This is a genomic window from Mesorhizobium sp. M0040, from assembly GCF_040323505.1.
Lineage (GTDB): Bacteria > Pseudomonadota > Alphaproteobacteria > Rhizobiales > Rhizobiaceae > Mesorhizobium.
The window spans coordinates 1-17,254 of record NZ_JAMYVA010000057.1 but is presented as its reverse complement, the minus strand read 5'-3'; the positions used below and the strand labels follow the sequence as shown (position 1 = coordinate 17,254).

The following is a 17,254-nucleotide window of genomic DNA, read 5'->3' as shown; positions in this document are numbered from 1 at the left end:
GAGACATATCGCTTTGCTCGGCGCGCCCTCTAATCTTGGGCTGATGCCGCAGGAGGGTGAGCCGGAGCCCGGCGTGTGGAAGGCGCCGGAGGCACTTCAATCGCTTGGTCTCGCCGACCGTTTGGGCGCCGGTCCGTTGCGCTCGGTTCGGGCTCCGCTTTATCGGCCTGAGGTGGATCCTGCGACGGGCGTGCGCAATGCCCAGGCCCTGCGCCAGTATTCCAAGACGCTTGCCGAAGCGGTCGACGAGGAGCTGAACTCGGGAGGGTTCCTGCTCATGCTCGGCGGCGATTGCAGTGTGTTGCTTGGCCCTGCGCTCGCGCTGCGGCGTCGTGGCCGCTACGGCCTTATCTTCTTCGATGGGCACACCGATTTCAAATTGCCGGATACCTCGCCGTCAAGGGGAGCCGCGGGCATGGATTTGGCCTTCGTGACCGGCCATGGCCCGACGCTCCTGACCGATTTCGGCGAGCACACTCCTTTGGTCCGTGAGGCCGACGTAGTCGCGTTTGGCTATCGCGATGTGCAGGACCCCGCGACTTACACGTCCAAGGCCGTCTTCGAAACCGATGTTCACCGGATGGATTTGGCTGACGTGCGGCAGCGCGGCTTCGCCGATGCGGCACGCATAGCGCTTGACGCGATCACAGGGCAGGACGTCGAGGGTGTATTCGTTCACTTCGATGTCGACGTGCTGGACAGCGAGATCATGTCGGCTGTCGATTCGCCGGAGGCCGGCGGTGTCTTGCCCGACGAAGCTGTCGAAGCCCTTCGCACATGGTGCAACGATCCACGCGTGATTGGGATGGAGGTGACGATCTATGATCCCGACCGCGATCCGGATCGTCGCTGCGGCAAGCTGCTGATCGACATTCTGGTCGCTTCCCTTCGCGGCCGGTAGACCAATGGGAGTCCTGCACTTGTGCACGAACGCAATCCGCCGGCACGAATGGCCGTCGGTCTGACGGATCGCCGCGCGCACCCATTCTGTGGTGCTACCTCATCGGGAACCGTTCTCAACGAACATGGTTCCGAGTGTGCGACCGAAGCATTCGGCTTCTTCTACCCGGCTATCGCCAAGGAGATTCGCCATGACCGGCAAAACCCGTCCCACCGTCCTGATCACAGGCAGCAGCGGGTTTCTGGGCCAAGCCATCGCTCGCGGCTTGATGGAGCGCTACGACATCATCGGCCTTGATGTTGCCAGACGATCCTTGCCCGGCGTCGAGACGATCGAGATCGACCTTACCTCGGACGCGAGCGTGGCGAAGGCACTGGCCGAGGTGCGCGAGCGGAGCGGCGGCCGCGTTGCCTCGGTAATCCATCTCGCGGCTTATTACGACACGACCGGCGAGGATAATCCGAAATACGGCGCGGTGACCGTCGAGGGAACGCGCCGGCTGCTGAACGCGCTGAGGGGGTTCGAGACGGAGCAGTTCGTGTTTTCGAGCACGTTGCTGGTGCATGCGCCGAGCCCGGCGAAGGGCGCCAGGATCGACGAGCGATCGCCGATCGATCCGGCCTGGGCCTATCCGAGATCGAAGGCCGAGACCGAGACGCTGATCCTGAAGGAGCACGGCGACATCAAGGTTGCGATCCTGCGACTGGCGGGTGTCTATGACGAGGATTGTCACGCGGCCTTCATCGCCCAGCAGATCGCCCGCATTTTCGAGCGCATGCCGACCGCCTATCTTTTCACCGGCGACATCACCACCGGCCAGCCCTACCTGCATCTGGACGATCTCGTCGACGCCGTGGTGCGCACCGTCGACCGGCGTAGCGCGCTTCCCAACGAGACCGTACTGCTGATCGGCGAAGAAGAGACGCCGTCCTACGACGACATGCAGAAGCAGATCGGGCAGCTCCTGCACGGCGAGACCTGGCGGACCCTGTCCCTGCCGAAAGAGGTGACGAAGCTCGGCGCCTGGATGCAGGAGAAGGTTTTCGACCAGGAGACCGACATCAAGCCATGGATGATCGAGAACGCTGACGATCACTACGAGATCGACATCTCCCGCGCCAGGCGCCTGCTTGGCTGGAACCCGCGACACAGCCTGACCGCTACCTTGCCGGAAATGATCCGGCGGCTGAAGGCGGATCCTACCGACTGGTACAAGAAGAACAAGCTTGAACCGTCGGCGGTCGCCGCTTCCGCGCCCGAGCTCGACCAGGCCGCCGAACGGCTGCAGCGCCCGCTCGAGCGCTCGGACGACGAGGTCGAGGCGGAAACCGAACGCCACCGGGCCGCAACGCTCTGGGCGCCGCTGACCAACGTTGCGATCGGGCTGTGGCTCGTGGCGTCGCCCTTCACGCTCGGCCTGTTCGATCCCGCTTCAGCACCGATTCCGCCGGCGCTCGGACATGAGATCGCCTCGCCGGAGACGCGCGACGGCAGGCTCGGCATCAGTGAGATTGTATCCGGCCTCGCCATCCTGTCGCTGGCGCTTGTCGGCATGCGCCGGCGCTGGCACGGGCTGCAATGGATCACCGCCTCGATCGGGGTTTGGGTGATGTTCGCGCCGCTGCTGTTCTGGACCACCAGCGCCGGAGCCTACGCGACCGACACGTTGGCCGGCATGCTGATCGTCGCGTTCGCGGTGATGATCCCGCCGACGCCGGGTATCAGCCGGCGTGCCCTTGCCGCCGATGACGACCGCCCGCTCGGCTGGAGCTATTCGCCCTCCCTCTTCACCCAGCGCATTCCCATAATCGGCCTCGCCTTTGTCGGCCTGTTCGTCTCGCGCTATCTCGCTGCCTATCAGCTAGGGCACATCGACAGTCTTTGGGATCCGTTCTTCGGCCCGGGCGAAACGCCGGCCGGCAATGGCAGCGAGGCGGTGGTCACCTCCTGGGTCTCCAAGGGTTTTCCGATCGCCGATGCCGGGCTGGGCGCCTTTGCCTATGCGCTGGATATCCTCGCGGGCGCGATCGGCGATCGCCGCCGCTGGCGCACCATGCCGTGGATAGTGCTTTTGTTCGGTTTGTTGGTCGTTCCGCTCGGTGTGGTCAGCGTCGGCTTCATCATCATCCAGCCACCGCTCATCGGGGCGCTGTGCACGCTCTGCATCGTCCAGGCCGCCGTCACGGTCGTGCTCATCCCCTATTCGGTGGACGAGGTGCTGGCGAGCTGCCAGTATCTTTGGCGTGCGAAACAGGCGGGAGAGCCGTTCTGGCGCACATTCTGGTGCGGCGGCCCGGCGCTTTCGGAGGACCAGACGCCGACGCCGGATCTCGACCGGTCGCTATCGGCAGTGGCGCGGGACTTCATCACCGGCGGTGTGAACTTCCCGTGGACCCTTGTCGCCAGCACGCTCGCCGGCGCCCTGCTGATGATCACGCCGCTTGTCTTCGGCACAAGTCCGCCGCTCTACCTTAGCGATCATGTCACCGGTTGCCTCATCATCATGATCGCCGTTACTGCGATGGCCGAAGTGGCGCGCGCCGTCCGCTTTCTGAACATCGCGCTTGGAGCCTGGATTGCCCTCTCTCCGTTCATCCTCGCCGGCGGCGCGGCCGCGAGCCTCGCCAATCTGGCGATCGGAGCGCTGCTGGTCGGGCTCAGCCTGCCGCGCGGCACGCGCAGCGCTGCGCATTATGGCGGCTGGGACCGGGCCATCGTCTGAGGATGTTCAGCAGCGCTGGACGATCGGCCAGGTGACTGCAAAGATTGATCCGCATCAACCTGTCGAACATATCGAGCGGGAAGTCGGCGAAAGGCGCAAAGGCGGCCGTACCCTTCCAACTTGAATTTTCCGCGTATCTGGGTTTCATAAGTCGGCAAATAACTTAGGGAGGAATTTCAACATGATAAAAAGGGCAATTCTCGGCGCCGGCATCCTCGCCGCCGGTATGTGGGCCGCGTCGTCATCGGCGTCCGCCGAAAGCCTGACCATGTATTGCGGCGTTGACGAGGTCTGGTGCCAGCAGACGGCGCGGGCGTTCGAGGAGAAGACCGGCATCACCGTCAATATGACCCGCAAGAGCGCTGGCGAAATCTATGCGCAATTGCGCGCCGAGGCCGCCAACCCAAAGGCAGACATCTGGTGGGGCGGCACCGGCGATCCGCATCTGCAGGCAGCCGAGGAGGGCCTGACAGTGGAATACAAATCGCCGCTGCTCAACCAGTTGCAGCCCTGGGCGATCAAGCAGGCGGAAACGTCCGGCTACCGCACGGTCGGCATCTATTCGGGTGCGCTGGGCTTCGGCTACAACAAGGATTTGCTGGCCAAGAACAATCTGCCCGAACCGAAAATGCTGGGCCGATCTGATCAAGCCCGAATACAAGGGGCACATCCAGGTCGCCAACCCCAATTCCTCGGGGACCGCATACAATATGCTGGCGACCATCGTTCAGCTGTTTGGTGAGGACAAGGGTTTCGAATACATGAAAGCCCTGCACAAGAACGTCAACCAGTACACCAAGTCGGGTTCGGCGCCGATCAAGGCCGCCGGTCTCGGCGAGACCACCATCGGCATCGTCTTCATCCACGACGCCGTGTCGCAGGTCGTCGCAGGTTTCCCGATCGTTCCGGTCACCCCTTGCGAGGGAACCGGCTACGAGATCGGCTCGGAATCGATCATCAAGGGGGCGCGGAACCTGGAGGCTGCGAAAAAATTCTACGACTGGGCGCTCGAGGCCGACGTCCAGTCCATGGCGCAAAAGGCGGGGTCGTTCCAGGTTCCGTCGAACAAGGCGGCAAAAACCTCCGACAAGGCGCCCGACCTCTCCACCATCAAGCTGATCGACTACGACTTCAAGAAGTACGGCTCGAGCGAAGAGCGGAAGCGGCTGCTGAAAAAATGGGACGAGGAGGTCGCATCGCTGCCGCAATAGCAGATGCGCTTCCGCGAAACCCGCTGGCCGATTGAACCGGTCGCCGTCCTTTGGATGGCGGTCGGATGGCTGGGGTTTGCCGTGCTGCCCTGGTACGGCATCGAGGACGGGTTCTTCGGCTTTTCCTGGCTGTTCGACGGTTACCCGTCCGACAGCGAATTCGCGCCGGCACTGGTTCTGGCCCTCAAGGGCGAGAAACTGTGGCTGGCGCCGCTCGGCCTGCTGCTGGCGGTGCCGCTGCTTCTGTGGGGCCGCACCAAATCCGATCCGGTTTTCAGCCGGCTGCTGATCATTGTCGGCGCCGCCGGATTTGGCTGGCTGTTGTTCCAGGGCTTCGCCATCGGGCTGCGCGGTTGGCAATTCGGCTGGCTCACCAGCCTGTTCGGCGAACTTGGCGACCGCCAATTCGGCATGGGCTACGGCGCCTTGCTGGTCAGCGGTGCCTTTCTGTTCCTTTTCACCCTGGGTGTTGCCGCGCGCGGCGCCGTCTCTGGCGACGTCTTCGTCGTCGGCTCGATCGGCTTTGTCGTCGCCATGGTTGCCATTTTCATCTTCATGCCGATCCTGATGATGCTGGCCAATGCCATGCAGACCGACGACGGCGGCTACTCGCCTGTCGCGTTCCTGGCCAAGCTGTTCAGTTCGCGGCTGTGGAGCCTGGCTTGTCTTGCCGGCGGCAGCCGCTGCGGCGTGGCCTGGAATTCGCTGCTGCTGGCCGTGCTCGTCGGCCTGCTGACCATGTTTCTGGGGCTGGTGTTCGCGCTGGTCGTGACCCGTACCGGTTTCCGCCACGGCAAGCTGCTCCGCGCCCTGACCGTGTTGCCGATCATCACGCCGGCTTTCGTCATCGGCCTTGCCATCATCTTGTTGTTCGGACTGTCAGGGGCAGTGACGCAGAGCGTGGCCGGTCTCTTCGGTTTCCAGCCGACACGCTGGGTATATGGACTTCCCGGCCTGCTCATTGCCCAGGTTCTCGCCTTCACGCCGATCGCCTTCCTGGTGCTGATGGGCGTCGTCGAAGGCGTCAGCCCGTCCATGGAAGAGGCCTCCCAGACGCTCCGAGCCAGCCGCTGGCAGACCTTTTGGACCGTATCCCTGCCGCTGATGCGGCCGGGCCTTGCCAACGCCTTTCTGCTCGGCTTCATCGAGAGCATGGCCGATTTCGGCAATCCGCTGGTGCTGAGCGGCAATTACGACGTGCTGTCGACAGAAATCTTCTTTGCCATTGTCGGCGCGCAGAACGATGCGGCACTTGCCGCGATCCTGGCGCTGGTGCTGCTGGCCTTCACGCTCGGCGCCTTTTATGCGCAGCGCTTCTGGATCGGCAGGCGCTCTTACACCACCGTCACCGGCAAGGGCGACGCCGGCGTCCATCCGCGCTTGCCTGCCGGGCTGACATACGCGCTCTATGTCATCGCCGGACTGTGGACGGCATTCACCGTACTGGTCTACGCGGTGATCTTCTATGGCAGCTTCGTCAAGCTGTGGGGGGTCGACCAGAGCCTGACACTGGAGCACTACCGCAAGGCGTTCTCCGTCGGCTGGAACGAATTCGGCATCCACTGGTCGGGCTCGGCATGGAGCTCCTTCTGGACGACCATGGAGATCGCGCTGATATCGGCGCCTCTGACGGCCGGGATCGGGCTTCTGACCGCCTATCTTCTGGTCCGCCAGAATTTCCGCGGCAAGAACGCCTTCGAATTTGCGACCATGCTCTCGTTCGCGATTCCGGGAACCGTCATCGGCGTCAGCTACATCATTGCCTTCAACGTGCCGCCGATCGAGCTGACCGGGACCGGCATCATCCTCGTACTGTCGTTCATCTTCCGCAACATGCCGGTGGGCGTGCGCGCCGGCGTCGCCTCGATGTCGCAGATCGACCGTAGCCTGGATGAATCCTCGCTGACGCTTGGCGCCAACTCGTGGCAGACCTTCAGGCGCGTCATCCTGCCTTTGCTGAGATCGGCAATGCTGGCGGCGCTCGTCTATTCCTTCGTGCGCGCCATGACCGCGATCAGCGCCGTCATCTTTCTGGTCAGCGCGCGCTACGATCTCTCGACCAGCTACATCGTTGGACGTGTCGAGAACAATGAATACGGCATCGCCATCGCCTATTCGACGGTGCTGATCGTCGTCATGCTGATGGTAATTGGCTTGATGCAGCTGCTTGTCGGCAGCCGCAATATCGGCCGGCGCGGCATCCAGCAGGGCGACGGCGGCTGGAGCGTGCGCACCAATGTCAGCCTGCCCGGAACGGCCGGCGGCCCGACCACAATAGCAGGAGCCGGGTGATGGCCGAAATTCGCAGCAACGCCGCCTCGGTAACCTTCGACCATGTCACCAAGACATATCCGGGCGCCAGCATGCCGGCGGTCGACGACATCTCGCTTGCGATCGAAGCCGGCAAGCTGGTGACGCTTCTCGGGCCCTCCGGCTGCGGCAAGACGACGACGCTGCGCATGATCGCCGGCCTTGAAATGCCGTCCAGCGGCCGCATTCTGATAGGCGGCAAAGATGTCACCCGCCTGCCCGCCACCGACCGCGACGTGTCCATGGTTTTCCAGTCCTATGCACTGTTTCCGCACATGACGGTGATGGAGAACGTCTCCTATGGCTTGCGTTTCTCCGGCCATGACAAGAAGGAGGCCGCATCGCGCGCCCATGCCGGGCTGGAATTGGTCGGCCTGACCGGTCTCGAGGCGCGCCTGCCCAGCGAACTGTCTGGCGGCCAGCAGCAGCGCGTGGCGGTGGCACGCGCGCTGGTGCTCGAACCGCAAGTGCTGCTGTTCGACGAGCCGCTGTCAAATCTCGACGCCAAGCTGCGCCGGCACGTGCGCGAGGAAATCAGGGAAATCCAGATCAAGCTCGGGCTGACGGTGGTCTATGTCACACACGACCAGGAAGAGGCGCTGGCGGTTTCGGATCGTATCATCGTCATGAACAAAGCGGTGATCGCACAGGACGGCACGCCACGCGAACTCTACGACGCACCGGCCAACGCTTTCGTCGCCGACTTCATCGGCGAAGCCAACATCCTCGATTGCGAGGTGGTTTCGGTAGGAGGCGATGAAGCTGCCGTCCGGCTGGGTTCGCTGGCCTTGAAACTGCCGGCGCGAGGCCAGCTGGTCGGCCCGGCGAAGCTGGCCGTCCGTCCGAGCCGCATCGAGATCGGGCCTGCCGGCAGGCCGCGGACGATCGCCGGCAGGCTCGAAAAGGTCACCTATGTCGGCAGCCATCTCGAACTGATCATCGGCACACCGCACGGCCAGGTGTTTGCGATATCGCACAACATCGATGCGCCGTTTCAGGCAGGCGACAGCGTCGGCATCGGCTTTCCGGAGCGCGGACCGGTTCTGATCAAAGCTTGAAGGATTGCACGCAGAGCTGGTGAACCTGCGCGAACACGCCGCCACCGCTGCAAATCACCAGCGCGCCGTTTTCCAGAACCGTTTTTGGGTCGGGCTTGACGATCGTGCCGCCGGCTTCTTCCACCAGCAGCATGCCTGCCAGGCAGTCCCAGGCGTTCATATGCTCTTCGACATAGCCGAGCAGCCTGCCGGCGGCCGCATAGGCGAGCATCAACGCGCCGGATGCGTTACGGAAAAACACGCCGCCTTTTGAAAACAGCAAGCCGATGAGCGTGGCGACGTTTTGCATTTCGGCGCGGTTGGAAAAGCCGGTGCCCAACGAGCCGTCGGTCAGGCTGGTGGCCGCGCTTGCCCTGATCGGCTTGCCGTTGAGAAAAGCGCCGCCGCCCTTGCGGCAATGGAACGTTTCGCCGGTAGAGGGCTCGTGGATGACACCCACGACAGTGTCGCCGTCCTTGGCGCAGGCGATGACCACGCACCAGGCCGGGATGCCCCGCACGAAGTTCGCGGTGCCGTCGATCGGATCTATCACCCAGACATGCCCGCTCGATCCGGTGACCGAGGCATGCTCCTCGCCGACAATTCCATCGGTCGGGTAGGCGGCTTTCATTGCCGCACGGATGAACAGCTCGACCTCGCGGTCAGCCTGCGAGACCATGTCCTGATGACCTTTGCTCTCGATGGCGAGGCTGTCGAGGTCGCGAAAATACTTCAGGCCGAGCGCGCCGGCGCGCCGCGCGAGATCGATGGCGAACTGTTCGCGCGTTGCTGTGTCGGGTGTCATGAGATCCTTGGGACGGCGAATGTGATCTGAGGAAAATACCCCAGCCAGAGAAGCTTAGCGGTGAAGATAAGAGTGTGCAAATGACGAGCCCTGCCTTTTGCGGGGCGGCCCCGAGGCCGACCGATCTTCCATCGACAGCGACAGTCGCGCTCATACGGGTCCGGTCATGTCGCCGTCGACATAGATGATCTAGCCGGTCATGAAGCTCGACGCGTCGGAAACCAGGAAGATCGCGGCACCGCCCAGTTCATCGACCTCGCCCACGTTGCCAGCGGCCGACCAATGCCGCGGCTGAGATTGCCGGCGATAAACGCCTATCCCCGCCAGACACCTTCGCGGCGCAGATCGTCCATCGTGCGCGAAATGCCTTCGCGCAGGATCGACACCATGTCGTCGATCTGCTCGCGCGTGATGATCAATGGCGGCGACATCACGCACATGTTGATCAGTGGCCGGACCAGCAGGCCGAGCTCGTGGCAATGCGCGTCGATGCGCTCGGCACCTTGATCCGCCTCGCTTATGACCCCGAGGCTCTGCTGGCGATGGCAGACTGAATAATTCTTAGCGCAGCAATGCGGCCGGCGACGATGGCGCCCTCGACGTAGCCCGGAAATGATGGCGACAGCTCCGACGAGGCGAAATGGATCCGCGACGCGCCGGCGCGGATAATGCGTTCGGCATCGGTTGCCGTCGCATCGACGATCAGATCGCTGTAACCGCCGCCGCTCCAGCGATCCCCAGTCCAGTCGCGATAACTGAGATCGATGATGCCGGCCGCCTCGATACCGAGCGCCTCTTCCAGCTTTGACGTCACCTTTGCGCGCAACGCCGCGTGGTCCAGATCCCGCCAGCGCTGCGCCAGCGGCCCGCCGATGAAGACGACAAGGGCTGCGTGATCCTCGTCCCTGCTGGCATCGCAGGCAAAAAGCCCGTGCGGGTCGCGCCACATCACCATGCCGCTCAAGCCCCTGTCGCGCCAGAAAGCCTTGGGGTAGCGCACCAGCATTTTGATCACCGCGCCGCTTTGCCAGACGCCGAGGGCTCTCTTCAGCACAGCGGGCAGCGGCGGCACGAAATCCACTCTCGAGGCCATCATCGGCGGTACGGCGACCAGTACCGCTCGTGCCTCGATCGCGCCGGCAGGCGAAACGACGCGAACCCCTCCCGGCCCGTGCTCAATGGCCTCGACAGCTGTATTCAGCCGCAGTCGATCGCCGAGATCCCGCGCAAGATCATCCGCTAGCGAATGCATGGTTTCGCCCACGAAATACTGCAGCTCCGACACCTCGTTGGTGATGCGGCGATCATTGTCGATCAAGTACCACAGCGGCAGCCTTTCCATTGCCAGGCACCACAGGCCCTCGATCATCGACCGAAAGGCGGCCTTCGCATCGTCAGGATCGGCCTGGCGATCGAGCCATGCCGCGACCGTCAAGCCGACAATGGTCGGGTCGGTCGGTGCGATCGCATTCATCCGCTCGCGCATTCGCATCGCGGTGCCGTAAGTACGCCCGGCTTGCGCCTCGCTCATTCGCGGCTGCGTGACGAATTCGCCTGCGACATGGGTCTCGACCAATGTCTTGCCGCGCGCTCGCACCAGCGCCATTAATTCCGGCATGTCTTCGCACAGGAACTGGCCGCCGCTGTCGATCCGCTCGCCGAGCCCGTTCTGCACGGCTTCGACGCGGCCGCCGACACGGTCGCGGGCTTCGAGCAGCACGACATCGATGCCGGCGTGGTTCAATTCACGCGCGGCCGACAGGCCGGTGAAGCCGGCGCCGACGATGGCCACATCGGCTCGTTCGATCTTGAACTTCATTAGCCGGCCTTGATCTTCTCGAATGTCAGGGGCCGGATCATTGTCTTCATTGCTGGTCCACCCTCTTTTTGATGGTTCACGCCGGCCTGGCACCGTGGGCTGCAGAGTTCGGATAGTGCTTGGGGAATGCCGCAGACAGGAACTCGTTCGCGGCCTGCAGCGCCGTCTCGCGTGTGGCGTCCTCGGTGCCCATCATCAAACGCAGCCACAGACCATCCAGCATGGCGCTGAGCGCCAGCGCCATGACTTGCGGCTCATAGGCATAGAAGCCGCTCTGCTTGAGCGCCGCGCAAAGATCGATGAAGATGTTCTGGTAGACGGCATCGCGTGCGCTGCTCAGCGCCTGATATTTCGGTCGCGATTTGGCCTCGCCCCAGAAGGCACACCAGGCAGCCAGCTTGCGCTTGTTGCAGATCGAGCGGTCGAAATCGGCCGCCACCAATGCCTGCAGCTGGCGGGCGGGATCATCGCCGGCCTTTTGCAAGGCGCTGCGCCAATGCGCCGAATACTCGTCATGCATGTATTGCAAAGTGGCGACGAGCAGCTTGTCCTTGCTCTCGAAATGGAAATTGACGATGCCGCGCGACAGGCCGGCGCCGTCGGCGACGTCGGCCATAGTCGTTTCCGAATAGCCGCGCTTGGCCAGTGAATCGATAGTCGCTTCGATCAGTTGAACCTGCCTTGTCTCTTTCGACGCCTTGCGGCCGCGCTTATCGGAATCGCTTTTTCGCGCCGGTTCGAGGAGGGCTTCGCGCGCCTCTGTTGTCTTCATCGGGGTGATGGTCTCCAGCATCGCCGGCTAGCCGATCGGCTTCGGCCGCGAAGATCAGTGGGACGGTGTTTGCCACTGTCAAGCACCTTCTGCACGGCTGCCCATATTCGAATGTTCTCGTCGAGATTGCATCCTTGGAGAAAACGACGTCGAAGGCACCGTCGGCGAAAGGCAGCGATCCCGGCGATGCAGACCAGATCAGCGCCGCCGAGCCCGCCTGCAGCGGACCTTGGGTCGAGATCTACGCCAGGCGCGAGCTGCAATATCAAAAGCTGCTGAGGCGTGCCAAACTGGCGCCGTGGCTGGTCATCAAACTCGACCGCCGCACCAGTCCGCCCGCGGATTTCTAAATATGGCCGACGACACCGACAGTCCCGAACTCGACACCGAAGCCGCCGAACAGTGGCAGCTGATCAACACGCCGCTCGGCGAAAAATGGTCGGGCCGCACCCGCTATGCCGCGGCCATGTTCTTCTACAAACGCGGCGAGATGAACGCCGAGACGCTCGAGGTCTACCGCATCTGCGCACGCCTGGATTCGACGGATCCGCTGCCGATCATCCGTGATCGCGGCATTGGCCAGGACTGGCTTAAACGCATGGGTTTCGAATAGTCCGCCCCCAAATCGCGTTCCGGTCAAGCCGGCATCACCCGCTTAGCCGATGGTCTTTTCCAGCATGCCGAGCCAGTTGCGATAGGCGATCTTCTCGATCAGCGCGCGCCCGAAGCCGCGTGCCGCGAATGCGTCGAGCAGTCTTGGCAGGCCGGCAACATCGCCTATCACGGCCGGGATCATGGCGCCGTCGAAATCCGAGCCTAGGCCGACGCCGTCTTCGCCCAGCGCCTGCAGCAGCGAATCGACATGGCGCACCATGATGTCGAGGCCGGTGTCGGCGTTCATCCTGCCGTCCTCGCGCAGGAACCCGGTGGCGAAGTTCAGCCCGACCATGCCGCCGGAGTCGCGGATCGCGCCGAGCTGCCATTCGGTGAGGTTGCGCGAATGGCCGCAGATCGCGTGCACGTTGGAATGGGTCGCGACCAGCGGTGCGTCGCTGATCTCGACGACGTCGCGGAAACCTTTTTCGTTGAGATGCGAAAGATCGATCATGATCTTCAGCTGGTTGCAGGCTTTCACCAGCGCCTTGCCGGCATCGGTCAGCCCCGCCCCTGTATCGGGCGATGACGGGAAACGGAACGGCACGCCGTGGCCGAAGGCATTGGGACGGCTCCAGACGATGCCGAGCGAGCGCAGGCCGGCTGCGTGGAGGACATCGAGCAGGGTGAGCTCAGGGTCGATCGCCTCGACCCCCTCGATATGAAACACCGCCGCAATCGAGCCTTGCGCCATCGCCTTCCTCACATCGCCGGCGCTGCGGCAGACGGTAAGCGCCGAAGCCCGCTCCAGCCTGAACAGGATCGAGGCCATCGCTACGGTGGAGTTGAGCGCATCGGCGCGCGGAACCTCGGGCGGCAAGGGCTCGCTGTCGCTCGGCGCCAGCGGCACCGCGCCGCGTTTGGATTTCTCGACAGGCGGCGGGAAGATCGCGAACATGCCGCCGGCAAACCCGCCTTTCTTCGCGCGCGGCAGGTCGATGTGGCCACCCGGCGTCCCCTCGACGAACAGCTTTTCGACGTCCGCATCCTTCGACTGGTAGAGCCGGAGCAGCGTGTCGTTGTGGCCGTCGAAGACGGGAACGAGATCGGATTCGGTCATGGAGGGCCATTCGGTTGAAGTGGTCGGGCCGCAGACGGCGAGCCGGTTGCTGGCAATACTTAGGCAAGGTTGGCGCTCTGCGCAAATCCCGTATGTTGCCCCTTGCGTTTGTACGCCGCCAATGGCCAAAGGGGCACGCGGTAAAGCCGCGCACCCCTTCTCCTGTCATTCATCGAGGGGCTATGCTTACCGCTTCAGCACGTCCGCCCATTCCGGATGGCGGCGGAATTGGGCATTGGCGAACGGGCAAAGCGGGATGATCGTCTTGCCCGCCGCACGTGCATCCTCGACGGCACGGGTGACCAGGCGAAGCCCCGCGCCCTGGCCGCGAAATGCATCCGGCACTTCGGTATGGTCGATGATGATCTGGTGCTCGCCGATCTTGGTGAAGGTCATCTCAGCCTCCGCGCCGCCCGGCCCACGCAGGAGGTAGCGGCCCTTCGAGCCGCGGTCCTCCATCTCGATCTCGGGCAATAGGTCAGACATGGCTTGCGGTCCTTTCATCCGGCGCAAGGGCGAACAACCGCCGCGCCGCCTCGATCTCGGTCGGCCGCACCTCATGGCCGCCGTCATGCCACTCGACTGTGACATCGGCGCCATCGGCGCGCAAATAGGCTTCAAGCCGCGCCGTCAAATCAGGCGGACAGATCGGGTCCCGCCTGCCGGCGGTGACCAGGATGCGGCTGCCGCCAAGGCTGCCCTTGACCTCCGGCTCGAACGGGATCAGCGGATGCATCAGCACCGTTGCGTCGAACAGCGACGGTTCGGCAAACAGCACCGAGGCCAGGATGTTGGCGCCGTTGGAGTAACCGAGGCCGAGCACCGAAGATGGCTTTGCCGCCTCGATATGCGTCTTGACGAAGCCGGCCATCTTGTCCGTCGCTCGCGTGAGGTCGCCCATGTCGTAGACGCTCTCGCCGGTACGGCGGAAGAAGCGTGCGGCGCCTTGTTCCGAGACATCACCGCGCGGTGCGACGATCGTCGCTTGCGACGCAAGATCGCGCCCAAGCGACAGAAGCTGGGCCTCGTCGCCGCCGGTGCCATGGAAGACGAAGAGCAGCGGTCCATCAGGTGAACCGGGCAGCACCTTGTGAATATACGAATCCTTGCTCATGATCTTGCCCTCAGTCTTCCAGTTTCTGCAGATGCTGCTCGAGATAGGGCCGCAAATGCTGGTGTTGCGACGGCAGCTTCAGCGCCTCGCCAAGATGGGCGGTATCCTCGTCGCGGTCGAAGCCCGGCTCGTTGGTAGCGACTTCGAACAGCACGCCGCCCGGTGTGCGGAAGTAGATCGCCCAGAAATAGTCGCGGTCGATTACCGGCGTCACTTGATAACCGGTGTCGAGCAGCGCCTTGCGCACTTCGAGCTGCTTGGCGCGGTTCTCGACGGCAAAGGCGACATGGTGGACCGAGCCGGCGCCGAGATTGGCGAAGCCGGCCCCTGGCAGCGATTCGATATCGACGACGTCGGCGCCGTTGCCGTTCTTCACCGCCAGCCGCCTGACATTGCCGGACTTGTCGATCTCCTCATAACCCATGAATTTCAGCAGCTCTTCGGTGGCGCCGCCATCTTTCAGCCTGAGCGACACCGAGTGAAAGCCGCGGATCGCCTCGTCGGTGGGAATGCCACCCTTGGCCCAGGGCGCACGGCTGTCCACTCTGTCCTCGACCAGCGCAAACCCGTCGCCGTCGGGGCCGGCGAAGGCAAGACGCTTCTCGCCGAACGTCTCCTCGCGGGAGAGCCCGGTGACGCCTTGCTCGGCAAACCGTTTCTCCCAATAGCCGAGCGTGCCCTCAGGCACCGAGTAAGCGGTGGTGCCGACCTCGCCAACGCCATGGCGGCCCTTGCCGATGTTGGGAAACGGGAAATAGGTCATCACCGAGCCGGGCGTGCCGACCTCGTCGCCGTAATAGAGGTGGTAGACGTCGGGCGCGTCGAAATTGACGGTTTTCTTGACCCGCCGCAGACCGAGCGTACCGGTGAAGAATTCGTTGTTCTGGCGCGCATCGCTGGCCATCGAGGTGACGTGATGCAGGCCCTTGACTTGGTCGAGCATGTTTCTGCTCCTTTCCTTGTGCCGGCGCGGCCCTTGCCGCTGTCCACGCAAATATGAGCATCCGCCTCCTGGCCGCAAAGGCGGCAAACACAGAATGGACTGTGCTGTTAAAGTGAACGACGAAGCAGGTTTTGTTCACCATTCGGCAAACTGGACCGGCTTGCATACTCGTCGAAATTGCGCTCCATGAGCGACGCATGTAGCCAGCATGAGGATACAGCGGTTGAGTGGAAAACGCCCCAATATTCTCCTGATCACCTGCGACCAGTGGCGGGGCGACTGCCTGTCAGCTGCTGGCCACAAGGTGGTAAGGACGCCGAATGCCGACGCGCTGGCTGCCGAGGGCGTTTTGTTCCAGAAGCACTATGGCGGCGCCGCACCTTGCTCGCCGGCGCGCGCCTGCCTCTACACCGGCCTCTACCAGATGAACAATCGTGTCTGCCGCAACGGCACGCCGCTCGACGCCCGCCACGGCAACATAGCCCTCTGGGCACGCGCCCTCGGCTATGATCCGACGCTGTTCGGTTATACCGACATGGCGCGCGACCCGCGCACGCTGGCGCCTGGCGACCCGCAGCTGAAAAGCTATGAAGGCGTGCTGCCCGGCTTCACCGTGCGCCAGCTTCTGCCCGAGCACCAGAAGCCCTGGCTGTCATGGCTCAAGGCGCGCGGCGTCGATGCCGGCGCCGGCTCCCCCGCCATTCACTGCCCGGCGGGCGAAATCCTGGAAAACGACGGCGCGATCAGCAACGGTCCGCCAATCTATTCGAAGCACGAGACGCCGTCGGCCTTCCTGGCCGGCGAATTCATCCGCTGGCTCGGCGAGCAGGAGCGCGATGCCCCGTGGTTCGCGCATCTTTCCTTCATCAGCCCCCACCCGCCCTTCATCGTGCCGGCGCCTTACAACGCCATGTACGATCCGGCCATCGGTCCAGCTTTTGACCGCGCGGAAAGCTGGCAGGCCGAAGCAGCAAGCCACCCTTATCTCGCCTATGAACTTGACCTGCAGGAACGGTCGAAATTCCGTCCCGGCTCGGAGGGCAAGGTGCGCGACTGGGGCGACGATAATTTTCGCCGCATCCGGGCGCTCTATTACGGCATGATCTCGGAGGTCGACGCGCAGCTTGGCCGCGTCTGGCAAGCGGTCAAGGCGGCCGATGCATGGGACGACACCGTCATCGTGCTGACCTCCGACCACGCCGAGATGATGGGCGACCATTTCATGCTGGGCAAGGGCGGCTTCTTCGACTGCAGCTTCCATATTCCGCTGATCATTCGCGATCCGCGCCGCCGCAAGGCTGCCGGCAGCAGTGTCGACCGCTTCACCGAGGCGGTGGATTTGGCACCGACCTTGCTCGATCTCACTGGGCTCGAGCTCACGGGCGGCGAAGTGCTGCCGCATCTCGACGGCCGCTCGCTGGCGCCTTTCCTGGACGCAACGGAGCCGGACAATTGGCGCGATGCGGCGCATTGGGAGTTCGATTTCCGCTCGATCGCTGATGGTGATGCCGAACGGTATTTCGGCATCGGTCCGCGTCAGTGCAATCTCGCCGTCATCCGCACGCAAAAGTTCAAATATGTGAATTTCGGCGGAGGCCTGCCGCCCTTGCTCTTCGACCTGGAGAAGGATGCACGCGAGTTGACCAATGTCGCTGACGACCCAGCCTATCTGCTGGCACGGCTGGAATTTGCCGAGAAGTTGCTCGCCTGGCGGGCCGAGCATCTCGACCAGTCTTTGGCGCTCGCCGAATTGACGGACAGTGGCGTTGCCGGCCATGTCGCCGGCTTCCCCTCGAGATAAGCAAAGCCCGCGCCGTTGCCCGCGCGGGCGTATGGGTGGCCCTGTGCGCAGCTTTGCGCCTGATCAATCCCTGTTTGGAGCGATTTTTGGCATAGGTGGCCGTGG

Annotated in this window: 14 protein-coding genes and 2 pseudogenes; 8 read left to right on the top strand and 8 right to left on the bottom strand. The window is 63.4% G+C overall.

The genetic code is table 11. The annotated features are described in order from the left end of the window. The first annotated feature begins 13 nt into the window (after positions 1-13). From NKJ91_RS29090 to NKJ91_RS29070, 5 genes and pseudogenes are all read left to right on the top strand, one after another. Positions 14-901: an arginase family protein gene (locus NKJ91_RS29090; protein WP_352458283.1), complete on the top strand. Its 888-nt coding sequence runs from the start codon at positions 14-16 to the stop codon at positions 899-901. Between the two features lie 190 nt (positions 902-1,091). Further along, on the top strand, positions 1,092-3,623 hold the full coding sequence (locus NKJ91_RS29085) for an NAD-dependent epimerase/dehydratase family protein (protein WP_352458282.1): 2,532 nt from the start codon (positions 1,092-1,094) through the stop codon (positions 3,621-3,623). Between the two features lie 181 nt (positions 3,624-3,804). Next, positions 3,805-4,834: pseudogene (locus NKJ91_RS29080) on the top strand (ABC transporter substrate-binding protein). Positions 4,835-4,837: 3 nt separating this feature from the next. Then, the gene (locus NKJ91_RS29075; protein ID WP_352458281.1) at positions 4,838-7,126 is read left to right on the top strand and encodes an ABC transporter permease; all 2,289 of its coding nucleotides are present in this window, start codon (positions 4,838-4,840) and stop codon (positions 7,124-7,126) included. After that, positions 7,126-8,202 carry an ABC transporter ATP-binding protein gene (locus tag NKJ91_RS29070; RefSeq protein ID WP_352458280.1) on the top strand — a complete coding sequence of 359 codons (1,077 nt, stop codon included), beginning with the start codon at positions 7,126-7,128 and terminating at the stop codon, positions 8,200-8,202. The genes NKJ91_RS29075 and NKJ91_RS29070 overlap by 1 nt, the downstream gene beginning before the upstream one ends. Here NKJ91_RS29070 and NKJ91_RS29065 read toward each other — a convergent pair. From NKJ91_RS29065 to betI, 4 genes and pseudogenes are all read right to left on the bottom strand, one after another. Beyond that, complete coding sequence (locus tag NKJ91_RS29065) at positions 8,192-8,986, bottom strand: inositol monophosphatase family protein (RefSeq protein ID WP_352458279.1); 795 nt, start codon at positions 8,984-8,986, stop codon at positions 8,192-8,194. The genes NKJ91_RS29070 and NKJ91_RS29065 overlap by 11 nt on opposite strands. Before the next feature lie 314 nt (positions 8,987-9,300). Next, a pseudogene (locus NKJ91_RS29060) lies at positions 9,301-9,483 on the bottom strand (aspartate aminotransferase family protein); the annotation flags it as partial. 20 nt (positions 9,484-9,503) lie between these two features. Beyond that, a complete protein-coding gene (locus NKJ91_RS29055) occupies positions 9,504-10,805 on the bottom strand; it encodes a flavin monoamine oxidase family protein (protein WP_352458278.1) in 1,302 nt (433 codons plus the stop codon). 76 nt (positions 10,806-10,881) lie between these two features. Next, entirely contained in the window at positions 10,882-11,598 is a 717-nt protein-coding gene (gene betI, locus NKJ91_RS29050) for a transcriptional regulator BetI (protein WP_502903646.1), read from the bottom strand. 113 nt (positions 11,599-11,711) lie between these two features. Here betI and NKJ91_RS29045 point away from each other — a divergent pair, with 113 nt between their 5' ends. After that, complete coding sequence (locus tag NKJ91_RS29045; RefSeq protein WP_352458296.1) at positions 11,712-11,927, top strand: hypothetical protein; 216 nt, start codon at positions 11,712-11,714, stop codon at positions 11,925-11,927. Positions 11,928-11,929: 2 nt separating this feature from the next. Continuing rightward, on the top strand, positions 11,930-12,190 hold the full coding sequence (locus tag NKJ91_RS29040; protein WP_023678557.1) for a hypothetical protein: 261 nt from the start codon (positions 11,930-11,932) through the stop codon (positions 12,188-12,190). A 42-nt stretch (positions 12,191-12,232) separates the two neighbouring features. Here NKJ91_RS29040 and NKJ91_RS29035 read toward each other — a convergent pair whose 3' ends face one another. The 4 genes from NKJ91_RS29035 to NKJ91_RS29020 form a co-directional block, all read right to left on the bottom strand. Beyond that, entirely contained in the window at positions 12,233-13,291 is a 1,059-nt protein-coding gene (locus NKJ91_RS29035; RefSeq protein ID WP_352458276.1) for a dipeptidase, read from the bottom strand. Positions 13,292-13,477: 186 nt separating this feature from the next. Next, entirely contained in the window at positions 13,478-13,777 is a 300-nt protein-coding gene (locus tag NKJ91_RS29030; protein ID WP_023678555.1) for a GNAT family N-acetyltransferase, read from the bottom strand. Further along, the gene (locus tag NKJ91_RS29025; RefSeq protein WP_352458275.1) at positions 13,770-14,405 is read right to left on the bottom strand and encodes an alpha/beta hydrolase; all 636 of its coding nucleotides are present in this window, start codon (positions 14,403-14,405) and stop codon (positions 13,770-13,772) included. Before NKJ91_RS29025 ends, NKJ91_RS29030 begins: the two co-directional genes overlap by 8 nt. Positions 14,406-14,415: 10 nt before the next feature. Beyond that, positions 14,416-15,348 (bottom strand): VOC family protein, encoded by a 933-nt coding sequence (locus NKJ91_RS29020; protein ID WP_352458274.1) that lies wholly within the window; start codon positions 15,346-15,348, stop codon positions 14,416-14,418. Between the two features lie 208 nt (positions 15,349-15,556). On the opposite strand from NKJ91_RS29020, the gene NKJ91_RS29015 reads away from it, so the two are divergent. Next, positions 15,557-17,149: an alkaline phosphatase family protein gene (locus NKJ91_RS29015; protein ID WP_352458273.1), complete on the top strand. Its 1,593-nt coding sequence runs from the start codon at positions 15,557-15,559 to the stop codon at positions 17,147-17,149. The last annotated feature ends 105 nt before the right edge of the window (positions 17,150-17,254 follow it).

Excerpts from the sequence above, each read along its gene's own strand:
- NKJ91_RS29085 (WP_352458282.1), top strand. The coding sequence starts at position 1,092 with ATGACCGGCAAAACCCGTCCCACCGTCCTGATCACAGGCAGCAGCGGG.
- NKJ91_RS29075 (WP_352458281.1), top strand. The coding sequence starts at position 4,838 with ATGCGCTTCCGCGAAACCCGCTGGCCGATTGAACCGGTCGCCGTCCTT.
- NKJ91_RS29070 (WP_352458280.1), top strand. The coding sequence starts at position 7,126 with ATGGCCGAAATTCGCAGCAACGCCGCCTCGGTAACCTTCGACCATGTC.
- NKJ91_RS29065 (WP_352458279.1), bottom strand. The coding sequence starts at position 8,986 with ATGACACCCGACACAGCAACGCGCGAACAGTTCGCCATCGATCTCGCG.
- NKJ91_RS29055 (WP_352458278.1), bottom strand. The coding sequence starts at position 10,805 with ATGAAGTTCAAGATCGAACGAGCCGATGTGGCCATCGTCGGCGCCGGC.
- betI (WP_502903646.1), bottom strand. The coding sequence starts at position 11,598 with ATGCTGGAGACCATCACCCCGATGAAGACAACAGAGGCGCGCGAAGCC.
- NKJ91_RS29040 (WP_023678557.1), top strand. The coding sequence starts at position 11,930 with ATGGCCGACGACACCGACAGTCCCGAACTCGACACCGAAGCCGCCGAA.
- NKJ91_RS29035 (WP_352458276.1), bottom strand. The coding sequence starts at position 13,291 with ATGACCGAATCCGATCTCGTTCCCGTCTTCGACGGCCACAACGACACG.
- NKJ91_RS29030 (WP_023678555.1), bottom strand. The coding sequence starts at position 13,777 with ATGTCTGACCTATTGCCCGAGATCGAGATGGAGGACCGCGGCTCGAAG.
- NKJ91_RS29025 (WP_352458275.1), bottom strand. The coding sequence starts at position 14,405 with ATGAGCAAGGATTCGTATATTCACAAGGTGCTGCCCGGTTCACCTGAT.
- NKJ91_RS29020 (WP_352458274.1), bottom strand. The coding sequence starts at position 15,348 with ATGCTCGACCAAGTCAAGGGCCTGCATCACGTCACCTCGATGGCCAGC.
- NKJ91_RS29015 (WP_352458273.1), top strand. The coding sequence starts at position 15,557 with ATGAGGATACAGCGGTTGAGTGGAAAACGCCCCAATATTCTCCTGATC.